A 12,764-nucleotide genomic window follows, 5' to 3' on the forward strand; every position below is an offset into this window, starting at 1 on the left:
CCTGACGAATAAGGGAAAAATCAACCCCTATTATTATTGTCGGTGCCATGAAAATGACACCGTGTATTTGTTCGGTTGGCCCTGTCAGTCAGGCATTTAAGACCAAGCTTCTATGTAAAAAAGCCCGTCGTTTATAAGCGTAGTTAACGTTTCTTTAAATTCCAAGCTGATCAATGCTGGTTTTACCTGTTCAAAGGAAAAACTTGTATTATCTGTTAACAACTTTACCTGTTCTAGGGTGTTGCTAGGAAGAGAGTAATTTTCCCCATTAACACTGAGCAAAACATCTGTATCTGTGATTTGATAAATGGCCCTTACGCCACCTGAGCGAATAACGACATCATGAGGCTCAACTTCATCCTCTAAAAACTCTGCTACTAGCGCATCGTCTAGTGGGGCTAAGTCCATATCATGCTTTGGTTGACTTAAATAAGTGCCTAACCAATGATTATATAGCGAGTCGTTTTCAATTAATCCAGTTAACATAGCTTGGATTTTGAGTTTGTCATCGGAACTAATTTCACCAATGGACGCTCTCATGTTGAGATCGGCATCACTATAGCGATGTTTTCCAGCTTCTTCATCAATGACATGGTCAGCAAAACTACTGATCAGGTCTTTTTGGTCAGGCGCTCTAAACCCGACGGAGTAGTTGAGTGCATTTTCAACGGCGTAACCTTCATGTGGGCAACCTGGTGGAATGTAGAGAATATCGCCCGGCTCAAGAATTTCATCAATTATGGCGTCAAATTGTTCAACTTGCAGAAGTGCTTTGTCTTTGGTGAACTGCTTTAAACTTGCATCAGGCATACCAACACGCCAGTGCCTTTTACCTTCACCTTGAATAATGAACACGTCATATTGATCTAAATGTGGACCAACTCCCCCTTTGGGTGTTGAATAACTAATCATTAAATCATCAATGCGCCAGTTTGGAATGAAACGAAATGGTTCAAGCAATTGGGCTGCTGGTGGATGCCAATGATCCACAGCCTGAACGAGTAGGGTACTATTGGTTTCGGTTAATTTATCAAAATTTTCAAATGGCCCATGGTGTGCCAACCAATTTTCGTCATGATTTGTGACTAATCTAGACTCTATGCTGTCTTCCATTGCTAAGCCTGCAAGCTCCTCTGCTGATAAAGGATCTTGAAAGTTTTTAAAACCTCCCTTGATGAGTAGAGGCTTCTTTTGCCAATATTCTTTTAAAAAGGTTTCAGGGCTCATATCGTTAATAGACAGCTGGTACATATTTTCTCCATAAAAAAAGCGAAAGTAACAAGCTATATGCTTATCCTTTCGCTTAATAAAATCTAATAATTTAGATTAGTTTAATTCGTCGATAAATGCTTCTGCACGACCAATGTAGTTAGCCGGAGTCATTAGCTTCATCTCAGCTTTAACTGCGTCAGGTAGATCTAGACCGTCGATGAACTCTGCCATGATCTCTTGATTAACACGCTTACCACGCGTTAATTCTTTCAGCTTTTCATACGGCTTTTCGATACCATATTTACGCATAACCGTTTGAATTGGCTCTGCAAGCAGCTCCCAGTTGTCGTCAAGCTCTGCAAGTAGGCGATCGGCATTTACTTCTAGCTTGCTGATACCTTTAAGTGTTGCTTGATATGCGATTAGAGTATAACCCATGCCAACACCTAGGTTACGCAATACAGTTGAATCTGTAAGGTCACGCTGCCAGCGAGATACTGGTAGTTTTTGCGCTAGGTGAGCAAAAATGGCATTTGCTAGGCCTAAGTTGCCTTCAGAGTTTTCGAAGTCAATTGGGTTTACTTTGTGCGGCATTGTTGATGAGCCGATTTCGCCAGCAATTGTTTTTTGCTTAAAGTGATTTAGTGCAATGTAGCCCCAAACGTCACGGTCAAAGTCTAATAGAATTGTGTTGAAACGTGCAATCGCATCAAACAGCTCAGCAATATAGTCATGCGGCTCGATTTGAGTTGTGAAAGCATTCCAAGTTAGGCCAAGGCTTGTTACAAATGATTCAGCGTGTGCATGCCAGTCGTATTCAGGGTAAGCACTTAGGTGTGCATTGTAGTTACCTACAGCACCATTGATTTTGCCCAATAATGATACATTTGCAATTTGCTCGCGTTGACGCTGAAGGCGAACATAGACGTTAGCAAACTCTTTACCCATAGTAGAAGGTGACGCAGGCTGACCGTGAGTACGTGTCATCATTGGTACTGATTTGTACTCAATTGCCTTATCTTTGATGGCATTAAGCAGGTTATCACAGTATGGAAGTAATACTTGATCACGTGCTTCGTTAAGCATTAAACCATGAGATAGGTTATTGATGTCTTCAGATGTACAAGCGAAGTGAATGAACTCATTTACAGCTTGTAGCTCTGCATTATCCGCAACTTTCTCTTTAAGCAAATATTCAACTGCTTTAACATCATGGTTAGTAGTACGCTCGATGTCTTTAACACGCTGTGCATCTTCTTCGCTGAAGTTTGCCACGATGTCGTCAAGTAGCGCATTCGCTTCGTCACTGAAAGCAGGGACTTCTTTGATTGCGTCAGCTTTTGCTAAAGCTTGTAACCAACGAACTTCTACAGTAACACGGTATTTGATCAGACCGAACTCACTGAAGATGCTTCTAAGTTCTTTGGTTTTGCTACCATAGCGACCATCTACTGGAGAGATAGCGGTTAACGCTGAAAGCTCCATAATTTCTCCTAACTAATTGGTTTTTTGAACGATATTTTTAAATAAATTGTTGTGCTGTGTGGACAATCTTTTTCTTAGAGAAAAAGAAGTGACGGCGTTTTCCGCCTAGTTGTCGCCACAACACGGCACTTCTAATACCTGCTAACAGCAAAGCACGGATTTTATGTTGAATATGCGTTTGCTGTAATAAATCTGGTTTACCAAAAACTTGGATCTTTGGTCCAGCAGGGCTGATAACTTGGGTATAGATATCAGCAAGAGCGCCTAGAACTTGCTCGTCATAGACATTGAAATGCAATGTTTGTCTTTCGACTTGCTCTATACGTTTAGCGAGTTCGGAAAAAACAGCATCATTCGATGATAATGCTCTTTCTAATTGCAATAGACTGCCTACGTATTTCACTATCTCAACGTCTTTTTCACCGTCACTTGAGAGTTGAGCGACTAGTGCTTGATAACCACCTTTGAGTGCAAAGTGATCATCATAAACATCTTCCGGATTTTGCGGTGCGGTATTTAATATACTCTGTAAAAACGTATGCACTTCGTTTTCATTGAAGGTACCATAACGAGCACATTTTTGGACAAGCTTAGCTATTTGGCAAATAGCAGCAAGAGGAATAACGGCTTTTGGTTGCATTATTTAATCACCGATTCAATGATACCGCCACCCAAGCAAGCATCATCCAAATAGAAAACAGCAGATTGACCAGGCGTTACGGCTTTTTGTGGCTCATCAAATAAAACACGCGCCATGCCGTCTTGACCAACTAATAAAGTACAAGGGATATCTTCTTGTCTGTAACGTGTTTTCACTGTGCAGCGAGTCGTGCCTTGTGGGCCTTCTCTGTCAACCCAATGAAGTTGGTTTGCATTCAGACCATTGCTGTATAGGCGAGGGTGATCTTTACCCTGTCCAACAACCAGTACATTGCGTTCTACATCTTTATCTACTACATACCAAGGTTCACCAGACCCTTCTTTCATTCCGCCAATAAGTAGGCCTTTTCTTTGGCCAAGGGTGTGGTACATCAAGCCTTCATGTTCACCGACTCGGTTTCCTTCAGCATCTTCAATAATACCTGGTTGGGCTGGTAAGAACTTTTGTAAGAAATCTTTGAACTTACGCTCACCAATAAAGCAAATACCTGTACTGTCTTTCTTGTTATGGGTAATTAGACCTTGCTCTTCTGCAATTCTGCGTACTTCAGGTTTTTCGATTTCACCTACTGGGAACAGGGTTTGTGCAACGTGCTCGTAGCTCAAGGTATATAAGAAATAACTTTGATCTTTGTTATTATCTAACCCTCTTAACATCGCAAACTTACCGTCTCGCTCCTCTCTGCGAACATAGTGGCCAGTAGCGATGTAGTCTGCACCTAATGCTTCGGCGGCAAACTCTAAAAACGCTTTGAACTTAATTTCTTTGTTGCACATGATATCTGGGTTCGGCGTACGCCCAGCACGGTATTCTTCTAGGAAGTATTCAAATACGTTATCCCAGTATTCCGCAGCAAAGTTAACTGTGTGCAACTCAATGCCAAGCTTTTCACAGACAGCTTGCGCATCTTTTAGATCTTCAGCTGCGGCACAGTATTCATCGTTATCGTCTTCTTCCCAGTTTTTCATAAACAAGCCTTCGACTTGGTAGCCTTGCTCTTTTAGAAGGTAAGCTGAAACTGAAGAATCTACGCCGCCAGACATGCCGACAATGACTTTAATGTTACTGTTATCGCTCATAATATCGCTGTACATCTATATGTAATATTTGAAAGGCCGTGAGTATAGCATGCATTTGGCTACCCTCAAAAGACACACACTAGACTTTATTTGGCTGCAAAACCTTATACTGACCGTTATTTAGGCCATTGAGAGTATATTTGCCAATGCTATATCGGATCAACCTAAGTGTAGGGTGACCGATGTGTGCAGTCATGCGACGTACTTGTCGGTTGCGTCCCTCTGAAATGGTAATACTCAACCAAGTCGTAGGAATATTTTTACGCTCCCTAATAGGAGGCGTACGCGGCCACACATCAGGTTCTTCTATTACCTCAATTTGTGCAGGCTTGGTTAAGCCGTCTTTGAGTTCTACGCCTTTTCTAAGCTGGTTTAATGACTGCTCATCCGGTGCACCTTCTACCTGAACCCAATATGTTTTATTGGTGTTCTTTTTCGGTTCAGTCAGTTTGTGTTGCAGCTTTCCACAGTTTGTGAGTAGCAATAAGCCTTCACTATCACGATCAAGGCGACCCGCAGCATATACAGATTTAACGTCGACATAATCAGCAAGTGTTTTACGGTGCTGATCATCCGTAAATTGGCACAGCACATCGAATGGTTTATTGAACAATACTATTTTGACATCCTCAGGTTTGACTGGCGGCTTTTTAGCGCCTCGTGATGGTCGTCGTGAGATGTTGTTTGGCTTGTTCCGAGCAGCGTTAGGGCGCTGACTGTTTTTGTATGACATAGCTAACAAAGAGGTAATATGAATGGGCGCATACTAACAAAAGTCTCGCCATACTTCAGCATGAAAACAAAAAAAGGCAGCCTGAGCTGCCTTTTAAAGCTTGAATTTAACTTATGCGATTAGGTTTAATGCATCGTTAAATAGTTTACTTGGACGCATTGCAGCAAACGCTTTGTCGTCATTTGGCTGGAAGTAACCTTCTACATCCATTGCTTGACCTTGTACGTCGTTTAGCTCTGCAACGATAGCTGCTTCGTTTTCAGTCAGTTGCTTAGCAACTGCTTCAAATTTAGCTTTAAGCTCTGCATCTGTGTCTTGTGCAGCAAGCGCTTGTGCCCAGTATAGAGATAGGTAGAAATGGCTACCACGGTTATCTAGTTCATTCACTTTACGAGAAGGTGATTTGTTCTCGTCTAGGAATTTACCCGTTGCCGCATCTAGTGTATCTGCAAGTACTTGTGCTTTTGGATTGTTTGTTACTTGGCTCAGGTGCTCAAGAGACGCAGCAAGCGCTAAGAATTCACCTAAAGAGTCCCAACGTAAGTGGTTTTCTTTTTCGAACTGTTGAACGTGCTTAGGCGCTGAACCACCTGCACCCGTTTCGAATAGACCACCACCGTTCATTAGTGGAACGATAGATAGCATTTTCGCACTTGTACCAAGCTCTAAAATTGGGAATAAGTCAGTTAGGTAGTCACGTAGTACGTTACCTGTTACTGAAATAGTGTCTTGGCTGTCTTTCATGCGAGCTAGTGAGAACTTAGTCGCTTCAACAGGTGCAAGAATGCGGATATCAAGACCGTCTGTGTCGTGCTCTGGCAAATATGCATTTACTTTTTTGATAAGCTCAGCATCATGTGCACGCTCTTCGTTTAACCAGAATACTGCAGGTGTGTTAGAAGCACGTGAACGGTTAACTGCTAGCTTAACCCAATCTTTGATTGGTGCGTCTTTAACCTGACACATACGCCAGATGTCGCCTTCCTCAACATCGTGTTGAAGTAGTACGTTACCTGCTTGGTCAACCACACGGATAACACCATTTGAAGGTGCTTCGAATGTTTTGTCGTGTGAACCGTATTCTTCTGCTTTTTGAGCCATAAGACCAACGTTAGGGATTGTACCCATAGTACGAGGATCAAAAGCACCATTTTCTTTACAGAAGTCGATAGTTGCTTGGTAAACACCAGAGTAACAACGATCTGGAATTACAAAACTTGTGTCTTGTTGCTTGCCTTCAGCATTCCACATTTGACCGCTTGTACGGATAGCCGCTGGCATAGATGCGTCGATAATAACGTCACTTGGCACGTGTAGGTTTGTGATACCACGATCTGAATCAACCATTGCAATGCTTGGACGAACGTCATAAACCGCTGCAAGATCTGCTTCAATTTCAGCGCGCTTCGCATCATCTAGTTTAGCAAGTTTATTGTATACGTCACCAATACCATTGTTAACGTCAACACCTAGTTGCTCAAAAGTTTCACCGTGCTTTTCGAATACTTCTTTATAGAATACTTTTACTGCATGACCAAAGATGATTGGATCTGAGACCTTCATCATGGTTGCTTTCATGTGCAGTGAGAAAAGAACGCCTTTCTCTTTTGCAGCTTCAACTTCAGCGGCTAAGAAAGTGCGAAGTGCGTTAACATTCATGCGAGAAGCATCAATGATTTCGCCAGCAAGTAGAGGTGTGCTTTGCTTAAGTACATTTACAGTACCATCTGCCGCAACATGCTCGATACGAACGTCTGTTGCTTCAGTAACAGTTGTAGATTGCTCTGAACCGAAGAAATCGCCTTCGCTCATGCTCGCAACATAAGATTGAGAGTCAGCAGACCATGCACCCATTGAATGTGGGTTTTTCTGAGCATATGCTTTTACAGAACCAGGTGCACGACGGTCAGAGTTACCTTCACGTAATACTGGGTTTACTGCGCTGCCTTTGATTTTGTCATAAGTTGCTTTGATAGCAGCTTCATTTTCATCTTTAGGCTCTTCAGGGTAATCAGGAAGTGCATAGCCTTTTTCTTGTAGCTCTTTGATAGTTGCTTTAAGTTGAGGGATAGAAGCACTGATATTAGGTAATTTGATGATATTCGCTTCAGGTGTTTTAGCAAGTTCACCTAGCTCAGATAGTGCATCTGCAATTCTTTGCTCTTCAGTAAGAAACTCTGGGAAGTTAGCGATCACACGACCAGCTAAAGAAATGTCTCTTGTTTCTACTTCAACACCAGCTGCTTTAGTATAAGCTTGAATTACTGGCAACAAAGAGTATGTTGCTAAAGCTGGTGCTTCGTCGGTTTTTGTATAAATAATTTTTGATGTCATCATCATTCCTAGATAGTTTTGGGCCAATTTCGACCGTTCAACAATAAGCAAAATCTTGCTAACTTATGTTACCCATCGTTATTTGGACGATCTAGTAACAAAAAAATTAGCTTATAAAAAGCTTAAACTCTTTGTAATTAGCAAGTTTGTTAGTTATTCCTACTGAAATTAGGGGGAATAGAAATAACTAACAGACCTGGACACCGGCAGGGATTGTACCAATCTAATCGTAATGCTGCTAATGCAATTTACTTTAGTTATAGAAAAATATGTTACAAGGAACGTTTTGGAGAGAAAAAGAGATGAAGCGAGCAACTTACGTAGCCCGCTTATAGAGCCTTAGAATTTGCTATGCCATTTCACCAACTTTCGGTGCAATATTAGTAGCATGTAAGCCCTTAGGCCCTTCCTGTAGCTCGAATGTTACATCTTGACCAGCTTTAAGCGTCTTGTATCCATCCATTACAATCGTCGAGTAATGTGCAAAGATATCTTCGTCACTGCCGTCTTCTACGATGAAACCAAACCCTTTGGCGTTGTTAAACCATTTGACTTTTCCGCAAGCCATACTTCTACATCCTTCTATAAGTTGACTAATTAAGTTAATCTAACCTTTGAAATTTGCTAAGCTGTCCATAACATGAACAACTAGGACTAGAATGTAGTTTAAATAACCATACAGTCAAGTTTTTTAGTGCAGTTTTTTAACATTTTATTTATTTTTTAATTCAAGTTTGCTTGAGTATATAAGACAAGACTATATTTAATTATGAGTGGGATAAAAGATTCAGGTGTGTTGGAAGAGGTCAAAGACCAAGAGAAGCAAAAACTTCAACCACCGAAGAAATACAAAGTGATTTTAAACAATGATGATTACACGCCGATGGATTTCGTCATCGAAGTGTTAATGACTTTTTTCAACATGGATAGCGAAAGAGCAACTGATGTGATGCTTAAAGTGCATCACGAGGGAAAAGCGGTATGTGGAATGTATCCTGCAGACATAGCCCATACAAAGGCTGAGCAGGTGAACAGATACGCTCGCGATCATGAGCATCCGCTCCTGTGTAGCTGTGAGCAAGAATGACCTTATTTATTCTCGTTGGGGGTTGCCAATGCTAAATAAAGATTTAGAAATTACACTTAACACCGCGTTTCGTGAAGCTCGTACTCGTCGTCATGAATTTATGACGGTGGAGCATTTATTACTTGCACTGATTGATAATCCATCTGCAAGTGAAGCGCTCAACGCCTGTAGCGTAGATACTGACAGCTTAAAAAGAGATTTGTCAGAGTTTATTGATGAAACAACGCCAATTATTCCTGAGTTAGAGGAAGACCGGGAGACTCAACCAACGTTAGGATTTCAACGTGTTTTGCAACGGGCAGTGTTTCATGTTCAGTCTTCAGGCAGAAATGAAGTAACCGGCGTCAATGTTTTAGTCGCAATTTTTTCAGAGCAAGAAAGCCAAGCTGTTTATTTACTGAAAAAAGCAGATGTAAGCCGGTTAGATATCGTGAACTTCATCAGTCATGGTATTTCAAAGTCAGATGATGATCCTGAGCCTGAAGAGCAAGAGGACATCAATGAAGAAGGCGCGGAAGTTCAAGGCGAAGAAAAAACTAAGCTAGAGAACTTTACTGCAAATTTAAATGTTTTAGCGAAAGCAGGGCAGATAGACCCGCTTGTTGGTCGTGATCAAGAAGTAGAAAGAACCATTCAAGTGCTCTGCCGCCGCAAAAAGAACAACCCACTGTTGGTAGGTGAAGCGGGTGTTGGTAAAACCGCAATTGCCGAAGGGCTAGCTTATCGTATTGTCAATGAGCAAGTACCTGAAGTGATCGAAGATGCGGTTGTTTACTCTCTTGATATGGGGGCTTTACTTGCTGGCACAAAGTATCGCGGTGACTTTGAAAAACGCTTTAAAGCGCTGTTGAAAGAGTTACAAGCAAAACCAAATGCAATTTTGTTTATTGATGAGATCCATACCATTATCGGCGCGGGTGCTGCATCTGGCGGTGTTATGGATGCCTCAAATCTGATCAAGCCGTTACTTTCTAGCGGGAAACTCCGTTGCTTAGGTTCTACGACGTACTCTGAGTTTAAAAATATTTTTGAAAAAGACAGAGCCTTGGTTCGTCGTTTTCAAAAAATTGACGTTGTTGAACCAAGTGTGGCTGATACTGCAAAAATTTTATACGGCTTGAAAGAGCGCTACGAAGAGCATCATGGCATTCGGTACACGCAAAAAGCCCTTAAAGCCGCAGCTGAGTTGAGTGCGAAATACATCAATGAACGTCATTTACCAGACAAAGCAATTGATGTAATTGACGAAGCGGGTGCAAATCAACGCTTGTTACCTATGTCTAGACGTAAGAAGACCATTGGTGTGTCAGATATTGAGCAAATTGTATCTAAGATTGCTCGTATTCCTCAGCAAAATGTGTCCTCAAGTGATAAGGAGGTGCTTAAGAATCTAGATAGAAATCTTAAGATGCTAGTCTTTGGTCAAGATGAGTCAATTGATGCGCTTACTTCAGCGATTCGCTTATCACGTTCGGGACTTGCTAATGAAGAAAAGCCGATTGGTTCATTCTTGTTTGCAGGACCTACAGGTGTTGGTAAAACCGAAGTCACAAAACAGCTTGCTAAGTGCATGGGTATTGAGTTCATTCGCTTTGATATGTCCGAGTACTCAGAGCGTCATGCTGTAAGCCGCTTAATCGGTGCACCTCCTGGTTATGTTGGTTTTGAACAGGGTGGCCTATTAACTGATTCAGTCATTAAACATCCTCATGCTGTTGTATTATTGGATGAGATTGAAAAAGCACACCCTGACATTTACAACATTCTATTGCAGGTGATGGACCATGGTACGTTAACAGATAATAACGGCCGTAAAGCTGACTTCCGTAATGTTATCTTTGTTATGACGACCAATGCGGGCGTACAAGAGACTGTGAGAAAGTCTATCGGGTTCCAGCAACAAGATCATTCTCATGATGCAATGATTGAGATAAATAAAGTATTTACGCCTGAATTTAGAAACAGGCTGGATAACATTATTTGGTTTAACCACCTAGAAAAAGAAGTTATCTTGCAAGTTGTAGATAAGTTTATTGTTGAGTTGCAAGCTCAGTTAGATAAGAAGTCGGTGAACCTAGAATTTACTAATGAAGCGAGAGATTGGATTGCCGATATTGGTTATGACAAAGCGATGGGTGCTAGACCTATGGCGCGCGTTATTCAAGATAACCTTAAAAAGCCATTGGCGAATGAAATTTTATTTGGTTCGCTCATCGATGGCGGTAATGTAAAAGTGACTGTCAAAGGCAATGCTTTAGAGTTCGACTTTGAACAAGAACTCGTTTCTGCATAATTTGTGGCGGCTGGGCTGATAGTGTTAGCCGCTTAATATTTTGAAGTTACAAAAGCAAAAAACCTAGCCAAGGCTAGGTTTTTTGCTACATACGTCTTATAGCGTCAAATTGACGCTGGCGAGACGGTAGAATTAACGTGCACGGAAAACGATGCGTCCCTTGCTTAAATCGTAAGGAGTTAATTCTACAGTGACTTTGTCACCTGTTAAAATACGGATGTAGTTTTTGCGCATTTTACCAGAAATGTGAGCCACCACTACGTGACCATTTTCTAATTCAACACGGAACATTGTATTTGGTAAAGTATCAAGGACCGTGCCTTGCATTTCAATAACGTCTTCTTTCGCCATTTGGAGCGTATCACCTCTGTATAAGTTTATCGTTGGAGATTTTGCCCAAAAGCACACAATAAGTAAAGGTAAGAGCTTAAATTAGTAACTTAAATATTTGTCCAAGTATCATCTTTAAGCTGTTGAGCTGGTGAAAACTGCTTTTTGTAGCGCATTTTTTTACATTCGTCTATTTGATAACCTAAATAAACAAACTCTTTATTCTCTGCCGCTGCTAGGTTTATTTGTGCCATGATCATAATCGTACCTAAACTTAAGTGTTCAAAGTCTGGGTCGAAAAAAGTATAGATTGCAGATAGGGCGTTAGGCATTGTGTCTGTAACAGCAACGGCGACAAGTTGGTCTTGGTGCCACAACTCTATAAACGAAATGGGCATCCAGCGGCAAAATAAAAAACTTTCATATTGCAGTCTGTTTGGCGGGTACATTGTGCCATCACTGTGCCTGAGAGTTATGTACTTTTCATAAAGTGGAAAATAGCTTTCCTTTTCTTCGAAACTCACTTTAACGCTAAAGCTGTTTTGTATTTTTTTGTACTTTCGCAGTTGTGACCTTGAGGGCACATAATCCTTTGCTAATACTCGTATTGATTGGCATGCACTGCAAAGTGGGCAGTGTGGTCGATATATTTGATCTCCACTACGCCTAAACCCCAGAGAAAGGAGGGCTTCAAAACGCGCTGCTGTGTAGCATTCACTGTCTAAAATAACGAGTAGCTGTTCTTTTCTATCTGGTAGATAGCTGCAATCAAATTGCTGACTGAGGCCAATTTTAGATGGAAAGTGTTCAGTCATATATTACCCCTATGTCTTGTGGGTGCCACATGGTTTGTACAGGGTGATAGTCACTTGCTTCTTTAAGTTTAGTCAAAAATTCTTCTCTGGGAATGACTTTTGCGCCCATTGAACTTAAGTAAGGGTTATCTAACTGACAATCTATAAAATGAGCATTGTGTTTTTTGAGCCAATTAACCAAAGCCCACATTGCTAATTTAGAAGCATTTGGCTGGTTATGAAACATAGATTCACCACAAAATACACCTGATATCATTATTCCATATAGGCCGCCAGCTAGCTTTCCGTCAATCCATACCTCTACACTATGGGCAAACCCTTCCTCATGCGCTTGGCAATATGCCTTGAGCATATTTTTATTGATCCAAGTTCCTTCTTCGTGAAGTCGTTGCTCTCTGCATTGAGAGATAACTTGCTCAAAGGCTTGATTTATAGTGATTTTGGGTTTGAGTCGATTTCGAGCTTTTTTAAGTGTGCGTCCAATATGAAAGTCTGACAGCTCAATAATTCCTCGTTCACTGGGTGACCACCACATGATCGGCTCTCGTTCATTGAACCAAGGGAAGATACCAAGTTGATATGCTTTTTTTAATCTTTTTGTATTGAGGCATCCGCCAATGGCTAACAGGCCATCTGGTTCTTTTAGTGCAAAGTGGCACGGCGGAAATATGTAATCTGTCGATGATAAATGGAACAACTGTTGTGTCATGGGTGACTTTTGTTTCGAGTGGACTA

12 protein-coding genes are annotated in these 12,764 nt (G+C 41.3%); 2 read left to right on the forward strand and 10 right to left on the reverse strand.

The genetic code is table 11. The annotated features are described in order from the left end of the window. Positions 1-96: 96 nt before the first annotated feature. The 7 genes from N477_RS13490 to cspD all read right to left on the reverse strand — a co-directional run bounded on the left by N477_RS13490 (position 97) and on the right by cspD (position 8,072). On the reverse strand, positions 97-1,251 hold the full coding sequence (locus N477_RS13490; RefSeq protein ID WP_063359886.1) for a cupin domain-containing protein: 1,155 nt from the start codon (positions 1,249-1,251) through the stop codon (positions 97-99). A gap of 75 nt (positions 1,252-1,326) precedes the next feature. Beyond that, positions 1,327-2,697, reverse strand: a complete 1,371-nt coding sequence (purB, locus tag N477_RS13495; RefSeq protein ID WP_063359885.1) for an adenylosuccinate lyase — start codon at positions 2,695-2,697, stop codon at positions 1,327-1,329. Positions 2,698-2,734: 37 nt separating this feature from the next. Next, positions 2,735-3,337: a high frequency lysogenization protein HflD gene (gene hflD / locus N477_RS13500; protein WP_063359884.1), complete on the reverse strand. Its 603-nt coding sequence runs from the start codon at positions 3,335-3,337 to the stop codon at positions 2,735-2,737. Beyond that, positions 3,337-4,437 carry a tRNA 2-thiouridine(34) synthase MnmA gene (gene mnmA / locus N477_RS13505; RefSeq protein ID WP_063359883.1) on the reverse strand — a complete coding sequence of 367 codons (1,101 nt, stop codon included), beginning with the start codon at positions 4,435-4,437 and terminating at the stop codon, positions 3,337-3,339. Before mnmA ends, hflD begins: the two co-directional genes overlap by 1 nt. A gap of 79 nt (positions 4,438-4,516) precedes the next feature. Beyond that, positions 4,517-5,170 carry a pseudouridine synthase gene (locus N477_RS13510; RefSeq protein WP_063359882.1) on the reverse strand — a complete coding sequence of 218 codons (654 nt, stop codon included), beginning with the start codon at positions 5,168-5,170 and terminating at the stop codon, positions 4,517-4,519. Between the two features lie 111 nt (positions 5,171-5,281). Next, a complete protein-coding gene (locus N477_RS13515) occupies positions 5,282-7,504 on the reverse strand; it encodes an NADP-dependent isocitrate dehydrogenase (RefSeq protein WP_063359881.1) in 2,223 nt (740 codons plus the stop codon). Between the two features lie 349 nt (positions 7,505-7,853). Continuing rightward, a complete protein-coding gene (gene cspD / locus N477_RS13520) occupies positions 7,854-8,072 on the reverse strand; it encodes a cold shock domain-containing protein CspD (protein WP_023401678.1) in 219 nt (72 codons plus the stop codon). Between the two features lie 201 nt (positions 8,073-8,273). On the opposite strand from cspD, the gene clpS reads away from it, so the two are divergent. Further along, positions 8,274-8,591 carry an ATP-dependent Clp protease adapter ClpS gene (gene clpS / locus N477_RS13525; RefSeq protein WP_063359880.1) on the forward strand — a complete coding sequence of 106 codons (318 nt, stop codon included), beginning with the start codon at positions 8,274-8,276 and terminating at the stop codon, positions 8,589-8,591. Between the two features lie 28 nt (positions 8,592-8,619). Further along, positions 8,620-10,884: an ATP-dependent Clp protease ATP-binding subunit ClpA gene (gene clpA, locus N477_RS13530; RefSeq protein WP_063359879.1), complete on the forward strand. Its 2,265-nt coding sequence runs from the start codon at positions 8,620-8,622 to the stop codon at positions 10,882-10,884. A 132-nt stretch (positions 10,885-11,016) separates the two neighbouring features. Here clpA and infA read toward each other — a convergent pair whose 3' ends face one another. The 3 genes from infA to aat all read right to left on the reverse strand — a co-directional run bounded on the left by infA (position 11,017) and on the right by aat (position 12,738). After that, positions 11,017-11,235, reverse strand: coding sequence for a translation initiation factor IF-1 (gene infA / locus N477_RS13535; protein WP_010560183.1), 219 nt, complete (start codon positions 11,233-11,235; stop codon positions 11,017-11,019). 89 nt (positions 11,236-11,324) lie between these two features. Further along, positions 11,325-12,029, reverse strand: coding sequence for an arginyltransferase (locus N477_RS13540; RefSeq protein ID WP_063359878.1), 705 nt, complete (start codon positions 12,027-12,029; stop codon positions 11,325-11,327). Continuing rightward, the gene (gene aat, locus N477_RS13545; RefSeq protein WP_063359877.1) at positions 12,022-12,738 is read right to left on the reverse strand and encodes a leucyl/phenylalanyl-tRNA--protein transferase; all 717 of its coding nucleotides are present in this window, start codon (positions 12,736-12,738) and stop codon (positions 12,022-12,024) included. The genes N477_RS13540 and aat overlap by 8 nt, the downstream gene beginning before the upstream one ends. Positions 12,739-12,764: the final 26 nt, after the last annotated feature.

Origin of the sequence: Pseudoalteromonas luteoviolacea H33-S (assembly GCF_001625695.1) — a bacterium.
Classification (GTDB): Bacteria; Pseudomonadota; Gammaproteobacteria; order Enterobacterales; family Alteromonadaceae; genus Pseudoalteromonas; species Pseudoalteromonas luteoviolacea_B.

Excerpts from the sequence above, each read along its gene's own strand:
- N477_RS13515 (WP_063359881.1), bottom strand. The coding sequence starts at position 7,504 with ATGACATCAAAAATTATTTATACAAAAACCGACGAAGCACCAGCTTTA.
- clpA (WP_063359879.1), top strand. The coding sequence starts at position 8,620 with ATGCTAAATAAAGATTTAGAAATTACACTTAACACCGCGTTTCGTGAA.
- hflD (WP_063359884.1), bottom strand. The coding sequence starts at position 3,337 with ATGCAACCAAAAGCCGTTATTCCTCTTGCTGCTATTTGCCAAATAGCT.
- aat (WP_063359877.1), bottom strand. The coding sequence starts at position 12,738 with ATGACACAACAGTTGTTCCATTTATCATCGACAGATTACATATTTCCG.
- mnmA (WP_063359883.1), bottom strand. The coding sequence starts at position 4,437 with ATGAGCGATAACAGTAACATTAAAGTCATTGTCGGCATGTCTGGCGGC.
- N477_RS13490 (WP_063359886.1), bottom strand. The coding sequence starts at position 1,251 with ATGTACCAGCTGTCTATTAACGATATGAGCCCTGAAACCTTTTTAAAA.
- purB (WP_063359885.1), bottom strand. The coding sequence starts at position 2,697 with ATGGAGCTTTCAGCGTTAACCGCTATCTCTCCAGTAGATGGTCGCTAT.
- clpS (WP_063359880.1), top strand. The coding sequence starts at position 8,274 with ATGAGTGGGATAAAAGATTCAGGTGTGTTGGAAGAGGTCAAAGACCAA.
- infA (WP_010560183.1), bottom strand. The coding sequence starts at position 11,235 with ATGGCGAAAGAAGACGTTATTGAAATGCAAGGCACGGTCCTTGATACT.
- N477_RS13540 (WP_063359878.1), bottom strand. The coding sequence starts at position 12,029 with ATGACTGAACACTTTCCATCTAAAATTGGCCTCAGTCAGCAATTTGAT.
- cspD (WP_023401678.1), bottom strand. The coding sequence starts at position 8,072 with ATGGCTTGCGGAAAAGTCAAATGGTTTAACAACGCCAAAGGGTTTGGT.
- N477_RS13510 (WP_063359882.1), bottom strand. The coding sequence starts at position 5,170 with ATGTCATACAAAAACAGTCAGCGCCCTAACGCTGCTCGGAACAAGCCA.